This is a genomic window from Mycolicibacterium sp. SMGY-1XX, assembly GCF_059132455.1.
The window spans coordinates 6,463,754-6,485,910 of the sequence record NZ_CP101139.1 but is presented as its reverse complement, the minus strand read 5'-3'; the positions used below and the strand labels follow the sequence as shown (position 1 = coordinate 6,485,910).

General features: G+C 67.9%; 21 protein-coding genes. 8 read left to right on the top strand and 13 right to left on the bottom strand.

Going from position 1 to position 22,157, the window contains the following annotated elements; genetic code table 11:
• The first annotated feature begins 335 nt into the window (after positions 1–335).
• The 6 genes from NL241_RS30950 (at position 336) to NL241_RS30925 (ending at position 5,858) form a co-directional block, all read left to right on the top strand.
• Positions 336–971, top strand: a complete 636-nt coding sequence (locus NL241_RS30950; protein ID WP_487693176.1) for a TetR/AcrR family transcriptional regulator — start codon at positions 336–338, stop codon at positions 969–971.
• Positions 972–1,067: 96 nt separating this feature from the next.
• Positions 1,068–2,003 carry a class I SAM-dependent methyltransferase gene (locus NL241_RS30945; protein ID WP_494395965.1) on the top strand — a complete coding sequence of 312 codons (936 nt, stop codon included), beginning with the start codon at positions 1,068–1,070 and terminating at the stop codon, positions 2,001–2,003.
• An 88-nt stretch (positions 2,004–2,091) separates the two neighbouring features.
• Entirely contained in the window at positions 2,092–3,495 is a 1,404-nt protein-coding gene (locus tag NL241_RS30940; protein WP_487693174.1) for an aldehyde dehydrogenase family protein, read from the top strand.
• Positions 3,496–3,519: 24 nt separating this feature from the next.
• The gene (locus NL241_RS30935) at positions 3,520–4,383 is read left to right on the top strand and encodes an SDR family oxidoreductase (RefSeq protein WP_487693172.1); all 864 of its coding nucleotides are present in this window, start codon (positions 3,520–3,522) and stop codon (positions 4,381–4,383) included.
• Positions 4,384–5,349, top strand: coding sequence for an NADPH:quinone oxidoreductase family protein (locus NL241_RS30930; protein WP_494395964.1), 966 nt, complete (start codon positions 4,384–4,386; stop codon positions 5,347–5,349).
• 26 nt (positions 5,350–5,375) lie between these two features.
• Positions 5,376–5,858 (top strand): DUF456 domain-containing protein, encoded by a 483-nt coding sequence (locus NL241_RS30925; RefSeq protein WP_487693170.1) that lies wholly within the window; start codon positions 5,376–5,378, stop codon positions 5,856–5,858.
• Positions 5,859–5,908: 50 nt separating this feature from the next.
• On the opposite strand, the gene NL241_RS30920 is transcribed toward NL241_RS30925, so the two are convergent.
• The 10 genes from NL241_RS30920 to NL241_RS30875 all read right to left on the bottom strand — a co-directional run bounded on the left by NL241_RS30920 (position 5,909) and on the right by NL241_RS30875 (position 16,678).
• Positions 5,909–6,697, bottom strand: coding sequence for a tyrosine-protein phosphatase (locus tag NL241_RS30920; protein WP_494395963.1), 789 nt, complete (start codon positions 6,695–6,697; stop codon positions 5,909–5,911).
• A complete protein-coding gene (locus NL241_RS30915; protein ID WP_494395962.1) occupies positions 6,694–7,920 on the bottom strand; it encodes an acyl-CoA dehydrogenase family protein in 1,227 nt (408 codons plus the stop codon). The genes NL241_RS30920 and NL241_RS30915 overlap by 4 nt, the downstream gene beginning before the upstream one ends.
• Before the next feature lie 47 nt (positions 7,921–7,967).
• Positions 7,968–9,149: an ROK family protein gene (locus NL241_RS30910; RefSeq protein WP_494395961.1), complete on the bottom strand. Its 1,182-nt coding sequence runs from the start codon at positions 9,147–9,149 to the stop codon at positions 7,968–7,970.
• Positions 9,150–11,615 carry a beta-glucosidase family protein gene (locus NL241_RS30905; RefSeq protein WP_494395960.1) on the bottom strand — a complete coding sequence of 822 codons (2,466 nt, stop codon included), beginning with the start codon at positions 11,613–11,615 and terminating at the stop codon, positions 9,150–9,152. It lies immediately after the preceding gene.
• A 27-nt stretch (positions 11,616–11,642) separates the two neighbouring features.
• Complete coding sequence (locus NL241_RS30900; RefSeq protein ID WP_494395959.1) at positions 11,643–12,491, bottom strand: carbohydrate ABC transporter permease; 849 nt, start codon at positions 12,489–12,491, stop codon at positions 11,643–11,645.
• A 1-nt stretch (position 12,492) separates the two neighbouring features.
• Positions 12,493–13,449, bottom strand: coding sequence for a carbohydrate ABC transporter permease (locus tag NL241_RS30895; protein WP_494395958.1), 957 nt, complete (start codon positions 13,447–13,449; stop codon positions 12,493–12,495).
• A 2-nt stretch (positions 13,450–13,451) separates the two neighbouring features.
• The gene (locus tag NL241_RS30890) at positions 13,452–14,747 is read right to left on the bottom strand and encodes an extracellular solute-binding protein (protein ID WP_494395957.1); all 1,296 of its coding nucleotides are present in this window, start codon (positions 14,745–14,747) and stop codon (positions 13,452–13,454) included.
• 97 nt (positions 14,748–14,844) lie between these two features.
• Positions 14,845–15,924, bottom strand: a complete 1,080-nt coding sequence (locus NL241_RS30885) for an ABC transporter ATP-binding protein (RefSeq protein WP_494395956.1) — start codon at positions 15,922–15,924, stop codon at positions 14,845–14,847.
• A 282-nt stretch (positions 15,925–16,206) separates the two neighbouring features.
• Positions 16,207–16,482, bottom strand: a complete 276-nt coding sequence (locus tag NL241_RS30880; protein WP_494395955.1) for a hypothetical protein — start codon at positions 16,480–16,482, stop codon at positions 16,207–16,209.
• Between the two features lie 19 nt (positions 16,483–16,501).
• Positions 16,502–16,678, bottom strand: coding sequence for a hypothetical protein (locus NL241_RS30875; RefSeq protein WP_487693167.1), 177 nt, complete (start codon positions 16,676–16,678; stop codon positions 16,502–16,504).
• Between the two features lie 150 nt (positions 16,679–16,828).
• On the opposite strand from NL241_RS30875, the gene NL241_RS30870 reads away from it, so the two are divergent.
• Together NL241_RS30870 and NL241_RS30865 are read left to right on the top strand one after the other, a co-directional pair.
• A complete protein-coding gene (locus NL241_RS30870; RefSeq protein WP_494395954.1) occupies positions 16,829–17,470 on the top strand; it encodes a response regulator in 642 nt (213 codons plus the stop codon).
• Between the two features lie 3 nt (positions 17,471–17,473).
• On the top strand, positions 17,474–18,646 hold the full coding sequence (locus tag NL241_RS30865; RefSeq protein WP_494395953.1) for a sensor histidine kinase: 1,173 nt from the start codon (positions 17,474–17,476) through the stop codon (positions 18,644–18,646).
• Between the two features lie 21 nt (positions 18,647–18,667).
• Here the strand turns inward: NL241_RS30865 and NL241_RS30860 are convergent, their stop codons facing one another.
• From NL241_RS30860 to pntB, 3 genes are read right to left on the bottom strand one after another with little or no spacing between them, the layout of a single operon-like run.
• A complete protein-coding gene (locus tag NL241_RS30860) occupies positions 18,668–19,540 on the bottom strand; it encodes an EamA family transporter (protein ID WP_494395952.1) in 873 nt (290 codons plus the stop codon).
• Entirely contained in the window at positions 19,537–20,679 is a 1,143-nt protein-coding gene (locus NL241_RS30855) for an acyl-CoA dehydrogenase family protein (RefSeq protein WP_494395951.1), read from the bottom strand. Before NL241_RS30855 ends, NL241_RS30860 begins: the two co-directional genes overlap by 4 nt.
• A 33-nt stretch (positions 20,680–20,712) precedes the next feature.
• Complete coding sequence (pntB, locus tag NL241_RS30850; RefSeq protein WP_487693162.1) at positions 20,713–22,134, bottom strand: Re/Si-specific NAD(P)(+) transhydrogenase subunit beta; 1,422 nt, start codon at positions 22,132–22,134, stop codon at positions 20,713–20,715.
• Between the last annotated feature and the right edge of the window lie 23 nt (positions 22,135–22,157).

The window sequence follows — 22,157 nt, the reverse complement described above, 5'->3', positions numbered from 1 at the left end:
CAGCGCACAACGCGCGAATTATTTGGCAAATTCGGTAGTCCACCTCGGCATTTGTATGCGATTTTCGTCGCGACGAGCGGTCGCGGCGGCCGGATCGCGACGTTGCGCCTTTTCGGCGGCACTTCCGCATCGGGCCAGATAGTGTGACGTTTTGATGACACGACCGCGGGGGTGGCGGTGGTGATGGCGGCGGTCTCGAGCCGGTGCGACAATCGTTTATTCGGGGCCTGCTCACGAATCTCAGGGGGTCGTAGTTTGATGATCGAGATCGGCGCGCAACTCCGTGTCGCGAATATGGGAAAAGGTCAGCCAGTGACCTATGGCACAATTTGACCGTGCCGCATACCGCAAGTAGGGGCCCCGGTCGTCCTCCGGCAGCGAAGGCTGCTGAAACCCGGGAGCGAATTTTGCATGCAGCCCGTCAGGTGTTCAGTGAACTCGGATATGACGCAGCTACCTTTCAGGCCATTGCGATCCGCGCCGATCTCACCCGCCCTGCCATCAACCACTACTTCGCGAGCAAGCGGCTGCTGTACCAAGAACTCGTCGAGCAGACCAACAGTCTGGTGGTGACCGCGGGCGCCGATCGCGCGCAGGCGGCGACCTCGTTGGTGGACCGTCTGGTGGCCTTCATCTCGGCGGCGGTGCAGGCCGACGAGAAGGACCGGTCGGCAGCGGCGTTTCTGGTCACCGCGGTGCTGGAATCGCAGCGCCATCCCGAGCTCAACCAGGCGACGAACGATTCGCTGGAGACCTCCCGGCAGTTCGTCAGGTGGGCGGTCAACGAGTCCATCAGCTCCGGTGAACTGCGCACCGACACCGATGTGCAGGCGCTGGTGGAGATGCTGGTCGCCGTGCTGTGGGGGATGGGCTTCTACGCCGGTTTCGTCGGCGGCGACGACGGTCTGGACCGCATCACCGATCAGCTGAAACTCCTTCTGCAACAGAAGCTCTGGGAGTTCCAGGTCTGACCTCTACGGGCTCGGCAGCTAGGTGGCCTAAGTATCTGGCTACGATGGCCACTGAACGCCGGCAACCCGCCGGCCCGTGATCGAGGAACCCTCCTGATGAGTGCACTGCGCAGTCACGATGACACCTGGGACATCGCCACCAGTGTGGGCAGCACCGCCGTCATGGTGGCGGCCGCCCGGGCCTTCGAGACCGACCAGCCTGACCCGCTGATCCGTGACCCCTACGCGCGGATCCTGGTCGACGGCGCGGGCACCGGTGTCTGGGACAGCGTCCTCGACAGCGGACTGACCGCCAGGCTCGCCGACATCGACGCCGACATGGCGGTCATCTTCACGCACATGCGCAACTACCAGGCCGTGCGCACCCATTTCTTCGACGCCTACTACGCCGACGCGGCCGCCGCCGGGATCCGGCAGATCGTCATCCTGGCTTCGGGTCTGGACTCCCGCGCCTACCGGCTGGAGTGGCCCGCGGGCACCGAGGTCTTCGAGATCGACCAGCCGTTGGTGCTCCAGTACAAGGCCGACACGCTGGCCCAGCACGGCGTCACGCCCACCGCCGGCCGCCACGAGGTGCCCGTCGATCTGCGTTTCGACTGGCCGGCGGCGCTGAAATCAGCGGGATTCGATCCCGCTGCGCCCACGGCCTGGCTGGCCGAAGGGCTCCTGATGTACCTGCCGGCCGAGGCGCAGGACCGGCTGTTCGAGAACATCGGGGCGCTCAGCGCACCGGGGAGCCGTATCGCGGCCGAGACCATGCGCACGCAGGCCAGCGACCGTCGTGAGGAGATGCGCGAACGCTTCTCCGGGGTGGCCGAGAAGCTCGGGATGACGCAGATGCCGGATATCCAGGACCTCACCTACGACGAACCCGACCGGGCAGATCTCGCCGACTGGCTCAACGCGCACGGCTGGCGTGCCACGTTCGTCGAGTCCCGGGACGAGATGAAACGGCTCGGGCGCTGGGTCGAGGTCCCGTTGCAGGACGGCGACGACTCGTTCTCGCGGTTCGTGGTGGCCGAACGCGGCTGACGGGCGCGGCCGCAGTCCGGCGCGACCCCCTGTCGCCCAACCGGGTGGTTGGTTACCATGAGGCTTCCGCCGGTCAGGAAGGACTGCGATGACCACCGATTCCGTAGCGCCCGCCACCTCCGCACCCGCCGACATACCCGCGATCGTCGCGGGCCTTCGCCAGGTCTACGCCTCGGGCCGAACCCGCTCGATCGAATGGCGCCGCACCCAGCTCAAAGCGCTGGAGAAGCTGGTCACCGAGAACGAGGGCCGGATCGCCGAGGCGCTGGCTCAAGACCTCGACCGCAGCCCCTTCGAGTCCTGGCTCGCCGACGTCGCCAGCACCGCCAGCGAGGCCCGCGACGCAGCCCGCAACGTCGGCAAGTGGACCAAACGCAGACACCGGCTGCTGGAGTTCTCGCAGCTGCCCGGCCGCGGCTGGGTGGAGTACGAGCCCTACGGCACCGTGCTGATCATCGGCGCCTGGAACTTCCCGTTCGCCTTGACCCTGGGCCCGGCCGTGGGCGCCCTCGCCGCGGGCAACACCGTCGTGCTCAAACCGTCGGAGGTGGCGCCGGCGTCGTCGGCCCTGATGGCGGAACTGGTGCCCCGGTACCTGGATCGCGAAGCGGTGGTGGTCGTCGAGGGGGACGGCGCCGTCAGCCAGGAACTCATCGCCCAGGGCTTCGACAAGCTCTGCTTCACCGGGGGAACCGACATCGGCCGCCGGGTGTACGAGGGCGCCGCGCCCCACCTGACGCCGGTGACGCTGGAACTCGGCGGCAAGAGCCCGGTGATCGTGTCCCGCGACGCCGATATCGACGTGGCGGCCAAGCGCATCGCCTGGACCAAGCTGATCAACTCCGGCCAGATCTGCATCGCGCCCGACTATGTGCTGGCTGATGCCACCATCCGGGACCGGTTGGTCAGCAAGATCGGCGAGGCGGTGGCTGAGTTCGAGGCGAACAACCCCAGCGGCAAGAGGATCGTCAACCAGCGCCACTTCGACCGGCTGTCCACCTCGCTGGCGGCCACCAAGGGCACCGTCGCCGTGGGCGGCGCCACCGACGCCACCCAGCTGCGCATCCAGCCCACCGTCGTCGTCGATCCCGACCTGGACGAGCCGTTGATGCGTGACGAGATCTTCGGTCCCATCCTGCCGGTGGTGACCGTCGAATCCGAAGACGAGGCAATCGCTTTCGTCAACGCCCGGCCCAAACCGCTGGCCGTCTACCTGTTCACCAAGTCCAAGGCCATCCGCGAGAAGGTGATCAAGGAGGTGCCGGCCGGCGGCATGCTGGTCAACCAGCTGCTGTTCCAGTTCACCACCAGCAAGCTGCCCTTCGGCGGGGTGGGACCGTCCGGGATGGGCGCCTACCACGGCAAGTTCGGCTTCGAGGAGTTCAGCCACCGCAAGTCGGTGCTGACCAAACCCACCCGACCCGACTTATCCGCAGTGATCTACCCCCCGTATACAGAGAAGGCGTGGAAGTTGGCGCGCAAGATCTTCTGAGTGTCAGTCGGAGAAAGGAAGCACATGCCCGGAGTTGCAGATCGTGTCGTCGTCGTCACCGGTGCCGGTGGTGGGCTCGGACGTGAGTACGCGCTGACGCTGGCCCGTGAGGGTGCCTCGGTGGTGGTCAATGACCTCGGCGGCTCGCGTGACGGCACCGGCTCCGGTTCCGCGATGGCCGACCAGGTGGTCAACGAGATCAAAGAGGCCGGCGGTCGCGCCGTCGCCAACTACGACTCCGTGGCCGAACCCGAAGGCGCAGAGAACATCATCAAGACCGCCCTCGACGAGTTCGGCAAGATCGACGGCGTGGTCAGCAACGCAGGCATCCTGCGTGACGGCACTTTCCACAAGATGACCTTCGAGAACTGGGACTCCGTGCTCAAGGTCCATCTGTACGGCGGCTACAACGTGATCCGGGCGGCATGGCCGCACTTCCGCGAACAGAGCTTCGGCCGCGTGGTCGTCGCGACGTCCACCAGCGGTCTGTTCGGCAACTTCGGGCAGGCCAACTACGGCGCCGCCAAACTGGGTCTGGTCGGGTTGATCAACACGCTGGCCCAGGAGGGCGCGAAGTACAACATCAAGACCAACGCCATCGCCCCCATCGCCGCCACCCGGATGACCGAGGACATCCTGCCGCCCGAGGTGCTCAAGAACCTGACCCCGGAGTTCGTCGCCCCTGTGGTGGCCTACCTGTGCACCGAGGAACTGGCCGACACCGACTCGATCTTCATCGTCGGTGGCGGCAAGGTGCAGCGCACCGCGTTGTTCCAGAACGACGGCATCACCTTCTCGACGCCGCCGTCGGTGGATGACATCGCCGAGAAGTGGTCGGAGATCACCGATCTGTCTGCTGCCAAGGCAGCGGCTTTCAACCTCCGCTAGATGAAAGCTGTTGTAGTCCAGGAGCTTTCCGGCCCGTCGGGTGTGTCCTTCACGGATGTGCCCGACGTGACCGGCGGCCCTGGCGATGTGGTGATCGACGTCCGCGCGGCCGGGGTTTGCTTCCCGGATCTGCTGCTCACCCGCGGGGAGTACCAGCTGAAGCTGCCTCCGCCGTTCATCCCGGGTATGGAAGTGGCCGGTGTGGTGCGCTCGGCCCCGGACTCCTCGGGATTGTCGGTGGGGCAGCGGGTTTCGGCCTTCACCATGATGGGCGGTTACGCCGAGCAGGTGGCGGTGTCCCCGGACAGCGTGGTGCCCACCGCCGACGGTATCGACGACGCCCAGGCCGCCGCGCTTCTGGGCAACTACTACACGATGTATTTCGCGCTGGCCCGCCGTGGCGCGTTGCAGCTGGGTGAGACGGTGCTGGTGCTCGGCTCGGCGGGCGGGGTGGGCACCGCGGCGGTGCAGATCGCCAAAGCGCTCGGCGCCCGGGTCATCGCAATGGTGCATCGCCCGCACGCCATGGATTTCGTGAAGGGTCTGGGCGCCGACGTGGTGCTACCCCTGACCGAGGGCTGGCCGCAGGCGGTGCGTGATGCCACCGACGGGCGCGGTGCCGATCTGGTGGTCGACCCGGTGGGTGGGCAGACCTTCGACGACGCCATCCGGGTGATCGCCACCGAAGGACGACTGCTGGTCATCGGTTTTGCTGCCGGCGGTATCCCGACCGTCAAGGTGAACCGCCTGCTGCTGCGCAACGTCGGGGTGCTCGGCGTCGGCTACGGGGAGTTCGTCAACCGGACACCCGGGGCGCAGGCCAAGATCGGCGCCGGTATCGCTCAGCTGGTGGCGGGCGGGCTGCGGCCGCCACCGCCACAGCGGTTCCCGCTGGCCGACGGCGCGGCCGCGCTGCAGTCGCTCGCTGAGGGCGGGGTGTTGGGCAAGCTCGTGCTCGAGCCGTAGGTTACGACCGTGGGAACGGATCGCGAATGGACACTCTAGGCGTCGTTCTCGTCGCGCTGGCGATCGCCGTCGGCCTGGCCGGCATCGTCGTGCCGATCCTCCCCGGTGGGCTGTTGGTGTTCGCCGCGATCGCGGTGTGGGCGTGGGTCGAGGGCACCACGGTGGCCTGGGTGACCCTCGGTATCGTCGCGGCGCTGTTCATCGCGGCCGAGGTGATCAAGTACACCTGGCCCGTCAAACGCATGCGCCGCGCCGATGTACGCACGAAGAGTCTGGTGGCCGGCGCGGTGCTGGGCGTCATCGGGTTCTTCGTGGTGCCGGTGCTGGGGCTGGTGCTGGGCTTCGTGCTGGGGGTGTTCCTGGCCGAACTCGGTGTCCGGCGGGACTCGACACGCGCCTGGGTGTCGACCGTGCACGCCCTCAAAGGGGTGGCCCTGTCCGTCGGCGTCGAACTCGTCGGCGCGCTTGCCTCGACCGTCGTCTGGGTCTGTGCCGTCGCCTTCTGGTGATTTCGGCGCGTTCGTAACCGCTCAGCGGTTACGAACGCGCCCAAATCCCTCTACCGCAGCGCCGCCCGCAGCTTGTCGAGGTCCGTGGCCGTGACACCCGCGGCGGCCAGGTACCCGTCGAGTGAACCGTGCTCGTCGTCCAGCACGCGCAGAGCGGCGTCCAGATACTCCTCGCGCACGCCCAGCACATCATCGGAGAGCCGGGTCTCGGTCAGCTCGGCCATCTCCTCGGGGATCTCGCCGTCGAACCGGGCACGCACCCGCGCCAGGATCTGCTCGCGCAGCTGGGGGGAGGCGGCATTGCTGGCCAGGTAGTCGGCCATCACCGCGTCAGCATCGACGCCGGCGGCCCGCAGCACCACGCCGACGGTGAAGCCGGTGCGGTCCTTGCCCGCGAAGCAGTGCGCCAGCACCGGTCGCTGCTCGCCGAGCAGGGTGATCACCCGGTGCACGGCCCGTCGCGCGCCCGGTGACTTCGCGAAACCGCGGTACTCCTCGGCCATGTATCGCCGCGCGGCGGACGAGGTGGACTCGTCGGACGGCTTCTCGGTCATCAACCGCTGGAAGGCATGCTCGTGCGGGGCCTCACCGTCGGTGACCACGGTGTCGATGAACGGCAGCAGGTGGATCTGCACTCCGTCGGGCACCAGACCGGGGCCGTGCTTGTCCACCTCGATCGCCGACCGCAGATCGGCCACGTCGCCGATACCCAACGCCTGCAACTGATTTCGTCCTGAGTCGTCGAGGTTGCTGAGCTCGCCGGAGCGGAACAACAGGCCTGGCCGGATCCCGGTGGACGCGGTGACGTCGCGGAAGTTCCAGGCGCCGCCCAGTGTCACGGCGTCACCGCCGCGGCCAGTGCGCTCTTCTCCCGGCCGATCTCGGCGCGGGCGATGGACCGGATGTGCACCTCGTCGGGGCCGTCGAAGATGCGCATCGCGCGGTGCCAGCCGTACATCCGGGCCAACACGGTGTCATCGCTGATGCCGGCGCCGCCGTGCACCTGGATGGCGCGGTCGATCACATTGCAGGCCATCTGCGGCGCGACGGCCTTGATCTGGGCCACCAGATTGCGGGCCTCTTTGTTGCCGTGCTGGTCGATGGTCCACGCGGCCTTCTGACACAACAGCCGGGCCTGGTCGATCTCGTTGCGCGACAAGGCGATCTGCTGCTGCACCATGCCCTGCTCGGCCAGTGGTTTGCCGAACGCGATGCGGGTGTTGGCGCGGTCCACCATCAACGCCAGCGCCCGCTCGGCCACACCGATGGCACGCATGCAGTGGTGGATGCGGCCCGGTCCCAGCCGAGCCTGCGCGATGGCGAAACCGGATCCCTCCTCGCCCAACAGGTTCGACGCGGGCACCCGCACGTTGTCGTAGACGATCTCGGCGTGGCCGTGCTGGTCCTGCCAGCCGAAGACGCTGGTGGAGCGCAGGATCTGCACACCCGGGGTGTCGACGGGCACCAGGATCATCGACTGCTGCTGGTGGCTGGCCGCGTCGGGGTTGGTGCGGCCCATCACGATCAGGATCTTGCAGCGCGGATCGTTGGCGCCGGAGGTCCACCACTTGCGGCCGTTGATGATGTAGTCGTCACCGTCGCGCACGATCTGGGTCTGGATGTTGCGGGCGTCGCTGGAGGCCACCGCGGGCTCGGTCATGGAGAACGCACTGCGGATCTCACCGGCCAGCAGCGGTTCCAGCCACTGCTTGCTCTGTTCCGGGGTGGCGAACAGGTGCAGGGTCTCCATGTTGCCGGTATCGGGTGCCGCGCAGTTCAGCGCCTCGGGCCCGATCTCCATGCTCCAGCCGGACAGTTCGGCCAGCGGCGCGTACTCCAGGTTGGTCAGCCCCGACACCGCGGGCAGGAACAGGTTCCACAGTCCCTGCTCGCGCGCCTTGCTCTTCAACTCCTCGACCACCGGCGGCACGGTGAAATCACCGGGGCCTTTCTCGTGCCGGTAGGCGTCGTAGGCCGCCTCGGCGGGGATCACGTGTTCGGTCATGAACGCGGTGAGCCGTTGGTGGTAGTCCTGCGCTTTTGCCGACATCGCGAAGTCCATGACCGTCACGATATGACACGCGTCGAGACAGGTGCCCGGCGCGGTGTTCAGACCCGGAAGCGATGCGCGAGCTCCACGGACAGTGCGGTCCGGGTGGCCCAGTCGAATCGGCCGAGCGCGGCGCGCACGGCGCCGCGCAACACCGCGTCGGGCCCCAGGTGGGACAACCGGACATCGACGAACGGCGGTGCCTGACCGTCGAGATGGTGGGTCACGCGGTCCACCAACAGCTCGCCCACCGCATGGCTGAGCGTGCCCCCGAGGACGACGTAGCGGGGGGCGAGCACCCAGCACAGGGTGGACAGCGCGCGGGCCAGGATGGAGGCGAACTCGTCGACCACCCCGACGGCCGCGGCGTCCCCCTGCTGGGCGCGGCGCACCAGGTCCTGCGCGGTGGCCTGGCGCTGCTTGCTCTGCAACCGGCCCAGACCGTTGAGCGGCGAGTCCGCGATGGCGTCGAGGCCCAGCACCTTGGCCCAGAAGATCTCGCCGGCGGCGCCCTGCACACCGCGGTACGGCTGGCCGTTGGCCAGGATGCCCATCCCGTTGTGCACGCCCTCGAGCATCAACCACACCATGTGGTCGGCACCGACGGCCGCGCCTTCCGACAACTCGGCCAGCATGGCGAGCTTGGCGTTGTTCTCCACCACGACGGGGCAACGGAACTCGGCACACAGTTCGTCGCGCAGGTTCACCCCGCGCCATTCCCGCATGGACAGGTCGGCGGCGACGATGCCGTTGTCGTCGACGTTGCCGGGGGTGGCGACGGTGACGGCGCCGATATCGTCCGGACCGAGCCCGACCTCGTCGAGCACATCGGCAATGGCTTGGCGGGTCAGGTCGATGCGGTCGGCGCGACCCGGCTCGCCGGAGATCAGGGTGACGGCCCTGCCGGTCGTCCGGCCCCGCAGGTCGGTGACGTGGACGGTCGAGCGGTCGTGTTCCACGTCGACGGCCAGGACGGCGCCGGCTTCGGGCCGCACCTCGAACATCCGGGCGGGCCGGCCCCGGCCACTGGAGTGCAGCTCCTGGCCGGGCGCGCGTACCCACCCGTCATCCTCCAGGGCACCGAGAATCAGTTCGACCGTGCGGCGCGACAACCCCGTGTGAGAAGCCAACGCCGCCAACGAGATGGGACCGGCCGCGTTGTGCAGGATGCTCAGCAGTGCGCCGGCGTTGGCCTGGCGCATGCCCTTGGCGTCGAGTCCGGTCATCCCGTTCTGTCCCATTCAGTCCACCCGAATCGTTGCGGCCGCGGGTAGATCCGCCGAGGAGAAGCCGATGCGCAGCTCGAACTCCCCGGATTCGTAGGCCCAACCGTGTGCCGTCGCGTCCCAGTGTGCAAACGCACGGGCCGGTACCTCGACTTCGACACGCACCGTCTCACCGGCAGGCACCCGGGCGGCCGTGAACCCGGCCAGCCACAACCGGGGGCGGTCGATGGCCGAACCCGGACGCGACGCGTAGACCTGCACCACCTGCTTGCCCTCGCGCACACCGGTATTGGTGAGCTCGACGCCGACGACTCCGGTGGACGTGACGTCGACGGCCCCGACACTCCAGGTGGTGTATCCCTGGCCGTGACCGAAGGGGTAGGCCGGCCGGCGATCGAGCCGAAGCCAGTTGCGGTAGCCGACGTGGACGCCCTCGTCGTAATGCACCTGACCGTCCACCGGTTCGATGGCCAGGATGGGGATGTCTTCGTGGCGCGCGGGCCAGGTGGTGGGCAACCGGCCGCCCGGTTCCGCGGCGCCGGTGAGCAGAGCGCCCAGCGCCGAGCCGGCTTCCTGCCCGGGGAACCACACCTGCAGCACGGCGCCCACCTGGTCGGCCCACGGCAACAGCACCGGCGCACCGGCGTTGACCACTGCCACCGTCCGCGGGTTGGCGGCGGCCAATGCCCGCACCAGATCGTCTTGGCGGCCGGGCAGCCGCAGATCCGTCCGGTCGTCGCCCTCGGCTTCCATCGCGGCGTTGGTGCCCACCACGACCACCACCAGATCGGAATCGGCGGCCGCCGCAACGGCTGTGGCGATCAGCTCGTCATCGTCGACCGCGGGCGGCAGCAGCCCGAACCGCACACCGAGGGCGTCCTGCATCCCGACGCGGGTGGCCGGCGGGTGGATGCGCAACGTCAGTGCGATGTCGGTGCCGCCGGCGATGACCGCCTCGGTGATGGGCGAGGCCAGCAGCGCCGCACCGAGATCGGTCCCCACCGGGGCGACGTCGCGGTCCAGCACGGTCCGGCCGTCGGCGACGACCTCGACCCGGCCGATGGCCCCGACCCCCAGACGAAGACCTCCGGTGGTGTCGGGCCGGTAGCGGGTGGTGATCTCCACGCAGGCGGCGGCCCGGATCGGGGCGTTGCCGCCGAACCACACCAGGTTGGTGGAGCGGCGGTCCTCCCGGTGCAGCTCGGTGCCGTCGCGGTCGAGGAAGCGCACCTGCAGTCCGGGTCGGCCGGTGGCGGGGTTGGTGAGCTGGTCCAGGGGCAGGAACGCGATACCGTCCTCGACCAGCGGTCCGTGGCAGAACTGCACCTCGGCGTCGGGGAAGGCGGCTCGAATCCCCGCCAGGGGACTGATGATCCGGCTGGGGACGACGGTCGCGCTGCCGCCGCCCTGGATGCGGGGGTGCCGGGCGCCATGGCCGACGACGGTGATGCGCCGCACCGCGGTGGGATCGACCGGCAGCACCGAACGGTTCTCCAGCAGCACTGCTGCCTCCGTGGCGGCGGTGCGGGCGAACCCTTCGACGTCCACCTCGGTGGCACCGGGCGGCACCGCCGGGGCCACCCCGTCGAGCCGGCCCAGGCGTGCCGCCAGCAGCAGCAGGCGCAGCACCTTGCGGTCCACGGCCTCTTCCGTGACCGTCCCGGCCCGTACCGCGGCCACCAATGCCTCACCCCACGGTCCGTCGGGGCCGGGCATCGCCAGATCCTGTGAATGCCGGGCACTTTCGAGCGATCTAACGCCGGTCCAATCGCCGATCATCACCCCGTCGAAACCCCACTGGGAGTTCAGCGGGGTCTCCAGGAGGTCGTTCTCGCTGGCGGTGGCACCGTTGACGGCGTTGTACGAGCTCATCACCAGCCATGCGTGGGCCTCGGTCACCGCCTTCTCGAAGGCCAGCAGGTACACCTCGCGCAAGGTCCGCTCGTCGGCCACCACGTCGACGGTGTATCGCTCGGTCTCGAAGTCGTTGCACAGGTAGTGCTTCGGAGTGGCGGCCACACCGTGTGACTGAATTCCCTTGACGTAGGCCGCGGCCAGGTCACCGGTGAGCACCGGGTCTTCACTGAGGCACTCGAAGTGCCGGCCGCCGCCGGGGGTCCGGTGCATGTTGATGGTCGGACCCAGCACCACGTCGACACCCTTGCGCCGGGCCTCGCCGGCCAGCGCCTCACCGTAGCGGTACGCGATGTCGTGGTCCCAGCTGGCCGCCAGTGCCGAGCCCGACGGCAGGCTCACCGACGGGTCACGTTCGTCCCACACCTGACCCCGGATCCCGGCGGGCCCGTCGGAGAACACGATGGGCCGCAGGCCGATTCGACTGTTGCCGTGGGTGGACCAGAAGTCGCGTCCGGTCAGCAGTTGTACTTTCTCCTCGAGGCTGAGCAGGCCGAGCAATTCGACCAGCCGAGGGTCGCAGGGTTCGGTGGGGCAGGGCAGCAGGTCACAAGATGTGGCAGTCATGGTGCTTTCGAGGTCGGAGGCCGGCGGTCACTTGATGCCGGTGGTGGCGATGCCTTGCACGAAATGGCGTTGCAGCAAGAGGAACAGCGCGATGATCGGCAGGACGATGACGGTGGCACCGGCCAGCAGCAGCCCGTAGTTCACCGAGTTGGCGCTGGCCGAGATCATCGCGATGGCCACGGGCAGCGTGTAGCGGTTCTCGGTCTGGGCAGCCACCAGCGGCCACAGGAATTCGTTCCAGGTGGTGAGGAACTGCAGGATCGCCACGGTGGCCAACGCGGGCCCGCACAGCGGCAGCACGATGGTGAAGAAGATCCGGAATTCGCCTGCCCCGTCGAGCCGCGCTGCCTCCAGCAGTGAGTCGGGGATGCCGGCCATGAACTGCCGCATGATGAAAACACCGAGCGGGGTGGCCAAGAACGGCAGGATCAGCGCGCCGTAGCTGTTGATCATCCCCATCTTGGTGACGAGCACAAAAAGCGGGATGAACGTCACCACGGTGGGCACCATGAGCATCGTCATCACCAGCGCGAACAGTGCACTGCGGCCGGCAAATTCGAGTTTGGTCAACGCGTAGGCCAGCATCGGGCAGAACAGCAGGTTGCCGCCGACCACCGCCACCGCGACCACGACGCTGTTGGTGAAGTACTGCGTGAAATCCACTTTGGTGAACAGGTCGACGAAGTTCGCCCAGGTGGGATCGGCCGGGATCAGCTGGAACTCGCCGGACAGGATCTCCCGGCTCGGCTTGAACGCACCGCTGATCATCCACGCGAAGGGCAGGATGGTCACGGCGAAGCCGATGATCAACGGGATGTAGAGGTACCACCGGTCCCGGCCGGTGCGGGGCGGTTTGTCGGTCAGCGGATTCGTCATGTCAGTCCTTCGAACGCAGCACGCGGAACTGGACCAGGGTCACCAGGGCGATGGCGATGGCCAACACGTAACTGGCGGCCGAGGCGTAGCCGTAGTTGCCGTACCCGAACTGGTTGTAGGTGAAGTAGGTGATCGACAGCGTGTGATCCAGGGGGCCGCCGCCGGTCATCACGAAGGCTTCTTCGAAGAACTGGAAGTAGTAGATCGAGATCAGCACGCAGCCCAGAAGCAGGGTGGGGCGCAGCAGTGGCAAGGTGATGTCCCGGAAGCGTTGAAAGGTGTTGGCGCCGTCCACCCGTGCTGCTTCGTGCAGTTCGGGTGAGATGCTCTGCAGCCCGGCCAGGAACACGATCATCAGCGTGCCCATGTTGCGCCAGACCGCCATGAGGATCAGCGACGGCATGGCGAATGTGGTGTCGTGCAACCAGTCCGGACCGGTGATCCCGATCCCGGACAGTGCCTGGTTGAGCAGGCCGTCCGGTTCGAGGATGTACTTCCACACCACCGCGATCGCCACGATACTGGTGACCACCGGGGTGTAGAACCCGACCCGGAACATCGACCTGAACCGCTGGATGCCGTTGTTGAGCGCCAGCGCGATCGCCAGCGCCACCACCACGGTCAGGGGGACGCCGACGATCACGAAATAGGCCGTGTTCTTGATCGCCGTCAGGAAGGTGTCATCGGAGAACAGTGCGATGAAGTTGTCCAGGCCCACGAACTGGACTGCGAAGGGGTTACGCAGATCTCGTCCGGTCATGTCGGTGACACTGAGCGCCAGGGACGCCACCAGCGGACCCACCATGAACACCAGGAAGATCACGGCGAACGGGAGCGCGAACAGCCACGCCACCAACGCTTGTCGGCGGCGCCAGGTGGGTTTGCGGCGACCGGGCGACCGACTGGGCGCCGCGGAGTCCTCCGACGACGACGCCGGCTTGGCGGAGATCAATGTCACGGTCAGCCGCCGATACCGATTCCGCTGAGGTCGCGCTGCAACCCGGCGGCGGCGTCCTCGGGAGTGACGGTGTCGCGGGCCAGGCGTTCGCCGTAGCCGGCGATGATGGTGGCGGCTTCGTTCCAGGTGGAGATCGGGGGTGTCAGACCGGTGCTCTCGAGCTGGTCGCTGAACACCGCGGTGGTGGGATCGTCGTCGAGGCCGGCGGGCTGCCATGCGGCGGTGACGGCAGGCAGATCACCGGTGAGTTCGGAGAATTCGGCGGCTTGATCGGTTCCGGACAGGAAGCGCAGGAACTTCCAGGCGCCCTCGGGGTTCTTCGCGTCCCGGAAGACCGCCAGCTGGCCGCCGTCGAGCCAGCTGGCTCCGCCGGCCGGGCCGGCCGGCAGGGTCGCCACGCCGATCTTCTGCTCGTATTCGTCGCCCAGCAGTTCCTTCAGGGCGGGCACCAGCCAGGGTCCGTTGATCACCGAACCCACCTCACCGGAGGCCAGCCGCTGTTCCACCGAACCCCACGGCTCATAGGTGCCGGTACGGCTGGCGACGCCTTCGTCGAAGAACGACTGGTATTGCGCCAGGCCGGCCTGGGTTTCGGGAGTGTCGAGCGTGAATTCCGTGCCTTCGGCGTTGAGGATCTCGCCGCCGGCGCCCCAGATGAACGGGATCAGGACCTGCTCGGTGAAACCGATCTCGCCGGTGGGCAGCAGCATGCCTTCCTGGGCGCCGTTGTCCTGCAGTGCGCGGGCGAAACCGGTCCATTCGGCCCAGGTGCGGGGCGCCTCGACACCGGCGGCAGTGGCGAAGTCCTTGCGGTAGAACAGGGTTCGGGTGTCGACGTACAGTGGCACGGCGTAGGCCTGACCGGCGATCTTGGTGGCGGCGATCGAGTTCTGGTCGAAGTCGGCCTCGTCGATCACACCGTCGGGCACCGTGGAGAACCCGCCGCTGGAGACGAACGAAGCGAGCGCCGACGGGTTCAGCAGTGTTGCGTCCGGGGTCTGCCCGGACGCGATGGCCGTCGAGATCTTCGTCGGTGCGTCGTCCCAGGGGACGGCGGTGACGGTGACGCTGGCATCGGGGTTCTCGGCCTCGAAGGCCTCGGCGAGTGCGGGCAGCTGTTCGCCTTCGACGCCCATGGCCCAGATGGTGATGTCGCCGGTGGCCGGACCGTCGGACACCGCGGTGATGTCGTTTCCTGCATCAGCGGCGGGTGCGTCGGCGTCACGCCCGCAGGCTGTCAGCGCGAAGGTGAGGCCGAGTGTCAGCACTGCGGCGCGAGTCCAGCGGTTTGTGGTCATGTGGGGCTTCCTTTTGGGGACGGGGTGTCGACAGCCGTCGACTTAGACGAGTTCGTGCGTTAAAGGGATTGATTGAAGTGCAGTTGAAAATGCGGTGTCAGCAGCGCCGGCCGGTGGACTTGGCGAAGACGTGCAGCCGGTCCGGCCGTGGCGCCACCCGGACGATGCTGTCGCGGGCCGGCGGTTGCCTGCTGTCGACGCGGAAGGAGATCTCGATATCCGAACCGGCCTCGTCCAGGCGGCCGTAGACGTAAGCGTCGGTGCCGAGGTCTTCGACGGTCATCACCCGCACCGGCACCCCTTCGGCCGCGGGCGCCAGATCCTCGGGGCGGATGCCGACGGTCACCTCGGTGTCGCCGGCGGCCGTGGCAGCAGCGAGCCGGGTGCGCTCGATCGGCAGGGTGAACCCGCCCAGCTGTGCGCCGCCGGCGGTGACGGTGGCGTCGAACAGGTTCATCTGAGGTGAGCCGATGAACGACGCGACGAATGTGTTGACGGGGGCGTCGTACAGGGCGCGCGGTGTGTCGAACTGTTGCAGGACACCACCTTTGAGTACCGCGATACGGTCGCCCATGGTCAGGGCCTCGGTCTGGTCGTGGGTGACGTAGAGCGTCGTCGTGCCCAGGCGGCGCTGGAGTGCGGCGATCTGGGCCCGCGTCTGTACGCGCAGTTTGGCGTCGAGGTTCGACAGCGGCTCGTCCATCAGGAACGCCTGGGGTTGGCGGACGATCGCCCGGCCCATCGCGACACGCTGCCGCTGACCGCCCGACAGCGCCTTGGGCTTGCGGCCGAGGTAGGGCTCGAGGTCGAGCAGTCTGGCGACCTCGGCGACCTTCGACATCCGCTCGCTCTTGTTCACGCCGGCGATCTTGAGGGCGTAGGCCATGTTGTCGGCGACGGTCATGTGCGGGTAGAGCGCGTAATTCTGGAACACCATGGCGATATCGCGGCGCTTGGGTGCCAACCCGGTGATGTCGTTGCCGGCCAGCAGGATCCGCCCGGCGTGCACTTCGTCGAGGCCGGCGACCATGCGCAACGAGGTGGATTTGCCGCATCCGCTGGGGCCGACGAGTACGACGAACTCACCGTCGGCGATGTCGAGGTCCAATCCGTCGACCGCCGGTTGGTCGGCGCCGGGATGGATACGGGTGGCTTGGGCGAAGGTCACACTCGCCATGCAGCGGTCCTTTCGAGCCTGGAAGGAGGAGGTCAGGACCGTTCCCCTGACGGCCTCGGTTTCACCATAGGTGAAATTTCGGAGTCTGCGAACCGGGTAACAGGAAATTTACGCAACTTGATTCGATAAATCGGCGGGCATGCTTCGCGGTGCTTGAAAAACCCCAGCACCCCGGCGCGAGGGGGTGCGCCGGGGTGCTGCGGAAAATACGGAATAGGAGCGATGTCTGCTACGTGACGGCACCTCCTTCGCGTCGTGGATGGGGTTGTGGAGGACGCCTCGTCAGAGGCTGGTGAGGTACTGGACGGGTTCGCCGTTGAACCTGTCCGTGTACCGAGCGGGTTCCACCGGCGTCGTCGACGCCGGTGCCGGACCAAGTGAACGGTGTCCGGTGGGAGGCTGTGCGGTGGCCACCGCCACCACAGCGGGCGCGGCGGGCTCCGTGTTGGCAGCCCAGGCCGCGCCGCTGAGGGCGACCGCACCCCCGCCGATCAAACCTGCGGCCAGCACTGGCATGGCCAGGGCGCTTGTGATCCGGCGGGAAATCGTGCGGAACATGTCCTGAATCTCCTGGTTCTCAGGCGGCGTAGCCGCTGAATCCGTCTGCGCTGGAGACGATTTGGCTTGTCCCCGGGTCGCCGGTCGCCGAGGTGGTGGCGTCCGCGACGGCCAGGGTAGTCCCGCCGAGGATGCTCAGCCCGATCATCGGGGCGGCGACGTAGCGGGCGACCTTCTGATTGGTGAAGAGCTTCATGTCCGTACTCCTGTCCTCGGGGGCGTGCTGCCGATGTGATTACTCTCCCGCGGCCGCGACCCGATGTCTGTCCACCTGCCGGCGGATGAGCAGGTTGAATCCGGTGTCCACCGATCGGGGGACAACCCCGATGTGGAAAGCTGCGTGACCATGTCGGGGCCGAAGGTCAGGGTGGTGGTCGGTGACGACCATCCGTTGTTCCGCGACGGCCTGGTTCGTGCCCTGAACAGCAGCGACGACATCGACGTGGTGGCCGAAGCGCCGGACGGTCTGGCGGCGCTGCAGGCCATCACCGAGCACCGGCCGGACGTGGCGCTGCTGGACTACCAGATGCCGGGCCTCGACGGCGCCGGTGTGGCGGCGGCCGCCCTTCGTGACGGCCTGGCCACCCGCGTGCTGTTGGTTTCGGCGCACGACGATCCCGCCGTCGTCTATCACGCGTTGCAGCAGGGCGCCGCGGGCTTCCTGCCGAAGGAGTCGACCCGCGCCGAGATCGTCAGTGCGGTCCTGGACTGCGCCAAGGGCCGCGACGTGGTGGCACCCCGGCTGGCGTCGGGCCTGGCGGTGGAGATCCGGCGCCGCGCCGAGCCGGCCGGCCCCGCCCTCAGTGCCCGCGAACGCGAAGTGCTGGGCCTGATCGCGTCGGGCCGCAGCATTCCGGCGATCGCCGAGCAGCTGTTCCTGGCGCCGTCCACGGTCAAGACGCATGTGCAGCGCCTCTACGAGAAACTCGGAGTCGGGGACCGGGCCGCCGCGGTGGCCGAGGCCATGCGGCGCGGGTTGTTGGAGTAGGGGTTGCTGCGCCCACCCGATTTGTTGGCCACCGACCCGGTCCGCGTCGCCGGTTGTCTGCGGCTGCCGCTGATCGGACTGATCGCGCTGCTGGTGTACGCCCAAGGCGTCGAACACTGGCTGCCTGCGGTGTACGCCACGGTGTTGGTGGTCTACGCGGCGGCGGCGACGGCGTGGCTGGTACTGGTGCTCACCCGCCCGATAGCCGGCTGGGCGGGTTGGGGCGTGCCCCTTTCCTGGGGTATCGACTTGGCCGCGGTGCTGGCGCTGTGTGTGGTGTCCGGGGGTGCGACGGCGTGGTTGCTGCCGGTGTTCTTCCTGGTGCCGATCTCGGTGGCGTTCCTGGACCGCCCGGCCCTGACCGCCGCACTCGGTGTCGGCACCGCGCTCTGTTACCTGTTCGCGTGGATCTTCTACTCCCGGCGCGACGACACCGTGGGCTTTCCGGACGTGGTGTACGTCCAATTCGGTTGCCTGCTGTGGCTGGCTGCGGCGACGACGGCGCTGTCGGTGGTCCTGACGCGACGTTCGGCTCGGGTGCGCAGGCTGTTGGAGGTGCGCCGACGGCTGGTGGCCGAGTCGCTGCTCGCCGATGAGCGGCACAGCAGGCAGTTGGCCGAGCAACTGCACGACGGACCCCTACAGAATCTGCTGGCCGTCCGGCTCGATCTCGATGACTTGCGCGACGGGCAGTCCGAGGCGGTGGACCGCATCGACTCCGCACTGCGCGACGCCGTGGCCCAATTACGCAGCACCGTCAGCACTTTGCATCCGACGGTGCTCGCCCAGGTGGGTCTCACCGCCGGGATCACCGAACTGGCCCGCGGGCATGAGCAGCGGACCCGGGTGCCCGTCGACATCCACGCCCAGGAGGTCGGCCGGCCGCCGGCACAGGCGCTGTTGTACCGCGCCACCCGGGAGCTGCTGGCCAACGCGCACAAGCACTCTCAGGCCACGCGCATCTCTGTCGACCTGCGCCGCAGCGGCCAGATGCTGGCGCTCACCATCGTCGACAACGGCGTCGGTTTCGACCCTGCGGTGCTCGCCGAATCGGTGGCCGAAGGGCACATCGGACTGGCCTCGCTGGTGGTGGCCGTGGAAGCCAGCGGCGGGACCATCGACTTCACCGCCACCCCGGGCGGGGGCGCGACGACCACCATCACGGTGCCCGACTGAGGTCCGATTTCTCCGCGGCCGTCACCCGTCGGCCCGGCTGGACAGAGCCAGCGCCGCCATCACCATGGTGATACCGGCGATTTCGGCGATGCTGGGACGCTGCGCCAGGACCACCGCTCCCACCACCGCCGCGGTTGCGGGAAGAAGCGCCAGCAGTAGGGCGAACCGGGCCCGGCCGATGCTGGTGAGCACCCGCTGATCCAGCGCGTACGGGATGGCGCTCGACAGTACACCGACACCGGCGCCGAGCAGCCACAGCCGCGGATCGCCGAACACCGACGCATCGACCCGCCACTGCAGCGTGATCAGCAGCGGCGCCAATACCACTGCCGCGGCCGCCATTCCGAGTGCCAACGAGTCCAGGCCGGCGCCGGTGTCGGCCACCCGTTTACCGAACAGGATGTACCCCGCCCACAGTGCCGCGGCGGTCAACGCCCAGACGACACCCACCAGATCGGCGCTGCCCTGCACACCGGCCAACAGCACCACGCCGCCCGCGACCAGGGCGACGGCGGCCAGATCACGTGGCCGGCGCGGTCCCAACGCGGCCACCGCAACCGGACCGGCGAACTCGATGGCGACCGCCGTGCCCAACGGGATCCGCGCGATCGCCTCGTAGAACGCCACGTTCATCAAAACGGTCACCATCCCGAAACCCGTTGTGATGAGCACGGATTGCCGCGTCCACGGCGCCTGGCGGCGTCTTCTCCAGGGCCGGCGCCAACACACCAGCACCGCCCCGGCCGCCGCCGCGCGCAGCCACGCGACAGTAGCCGGTTCGGTGGTCTCGAACAGGAAGACACCCACGGCGGCGCCCAGATACTGGGACAGGGCGCCGGCGATGAAGAAGAGCGGCACCGACCATCCGGGAAGCGGCCGAGCCGTCGTCGTCATCCGCCGGAGAGCCCCCGGGCGATCACCAGTCGCTGAATCTGATTGGTGCCCTCGAAGATCTGAGTGATCTTCGCCTCGCGCATGAAGCGTTCCACCCGGTAGTCGCGGGTGTAGCCGGCCCCGCCGAACACCTGCACCGCGTCGGTGGTCACCTTCATCGCGGCGTCGGTGGCGATCAGTTTGGCCACGCTGGCCTGCTGCCCGTAGGGCAAGCCGAGATCGCGGCGCCGGGCAGCGTCCAGATAGGTGGCCCTCGCGCTCACCACCGCGGCAGCCATATCGGCCAACAGGAAACCCAGGCCTTGGTGGTCGATGATCTTGCGCCCGAACGTGGTTCGTTCTCCTGCGTACCGGATGGCCTCGTCCAGGGCCGCCTGCGCAATCCCCACCGCCACCGCGGCGATGCCGAGTCGCCCGGAATCCAACGCCGAGAACGCGATCGGCAGACCCTGGCCTTCGGCACCGATGAGCCGGTCGGCGTCGATGTGCGCGTTGTCGTAGAAGGCCGACGTGGTGGGTACGGCGTGCAGGCCCATCTTCTCCTCGGGCTTGCCGAAGCTCAGGCCGTCGAGATCTTTCGGGACCAGGAAACAGGAGATGCCCTTGCTTCCCTCCCCGGTCCGCGCGAACAACGTGTAGAAGTCGGCGACCCCGCCATGGGTGATCCACGACTTCGCCCCGTTGAGCACATAGCCGTCACCGTCACGTCGTGCCGAACAGCGCAGCGCGGCCGCATCCGAACCGGCCTGCGGTTCGGACAGCGAGTAGGCGCCGATCTGTTCACCCGACAGCATGCCCGGTAGCCAGCGCTGCTTCTGCTCTTCGGTGCCGAACATCAGCAGCGGATGCGACGACAGACTGTGCACACTGACCGCGACGGCCACCGCTGCCCACCGCGCCGCGATCTCCTCGAGCACCTGCAGGTACACCTCGAACGGCTGACCGCCGCCGCCCCACTCCTCGGGTTGCGGCAGGCTCAGCAGCCCGGCCGCGCCCAGCTGCGCGAAGACCCCATCGGGGTAGGTCTCGTCCTTCTCGTGCCGGTCGACGATGGGGTCCAGCACTTTGTCGGCGATGTCGCGGGTGAGCGCGATCAGCTCGACGGCTTCATCCGACGGCAGTAACCGATCCACGGGCATGGTTGGACATCCTAGTTTCTGCCCGGGCGCGGGTTACAGCGCGGCGTTGATGGCGTCCACCCGGTCTTTGGCGTCACCGAAGAGCATCTGGGTGTTCTCCCGGAAGAACAGCGGGTTCTGCACGCCGGCGTAGCCGGAGGCCATGGACCGTTTGAACACGATGACGTTGTCGGCGTTCCAGACGGTCAGCACCGGCATGCCGGCGATCGGGCTTCCCGGATCCTCGGCCGCCGCCGGGTTGACCGTGTCGTTGGCGCCGATGACGAGCACGACGGCGGTGTCGTCGAAGTCGTCGTTGATCTCGTCCATCTCGAGAACGATGTCGTAGGGCACCTTGGCCTCGGCCAGCAGCACGTTCATGTGCCCCGGCAGCCGACCCGCGACGGGGTGGATGCCGAATCGGACATTGACCCCGCGGTCACGCAGTTTGCGGGTCAGGTCGGCCACCCCGTACTGGGCCTGGGCCACCGCCATGCCATAGCCGGGGGTGATGATCACCGAGTCGGCCGAGCCGAGCAGTTCGGCGGCGGCCTCGGCGGTGATCTCGCGGTGCTCGCCGTAGTCCTTGTCTTCGGCCGGGCCGGCCTCGATCCCGAAACCGCCGGCGATGACGGAGATGAACGAGCGGTTCATCGCCTTGCACATGATGTAGGACAGGTAGGCACCGGAGGAGCCCACGAGTGCGCCGGTGATGATCAGCAGGTCATTGCCCAGCAGGAAGCCCGACGCCGCCGCAGCCCAGCCCGAGTAGCTGTTGAGCATCGACACCACCACCGGCATGTCGCCGCCGCCGATGGAGGCCACCAGGTGCCAGCCCAGCAGCAGCGCCAGCACAGTGACGACGATGAGCAGCCACAGCTGCGGGTCGATGACGAACCAGACGGTCAGCGCGAAGAACAGCACCAGCGTGCCGACGTTGATGATGTTCTTGCCGGGCAGCATCAGTGGGGCGGATTTGATGCGGGCCGAGAGCTTGAGGTTGGCCACGATCGACCCGGTGAAGGTCACCGCGCCGATGAACACGCCGATGAACACCTCGGCGGAGTGGATGCCGAGCATGCCTTCGCTTTGCAGCAGCGCCGCCTCGGCGCCGTCCGGGTGGGCTTCGACGTGCAGGTAGCCGTTCCAGCCGACCAGCACGGCGGCCAGGCCCACAAAGGAGTGCAGCAGGGCGATCAGCTCGGGCATCCCGGTCATCTCGACCACCCGGGCACGCCACAGACCGATCGCCGCACCGACGATCATGGCGCCGATCAGCAGCCCCAGACCCAGTGGTTCGATCTCGCGGCCCAGCGCCAGCGCGACGGTCGCCACCAGGGCGATGGCCATTCCGGCGATGCCGAAGGTGTTGCCCGCCTTGGACGTTTCGTGTTTGGAGAGCCCGGCCAGCGCCAGGATGAACAGCAGGGCCGCGACGATGTAGGCAGCGGTCGCAGTCGTTTCAACGGTGAACATGGAATCCATTTCTTGGGGAAGAC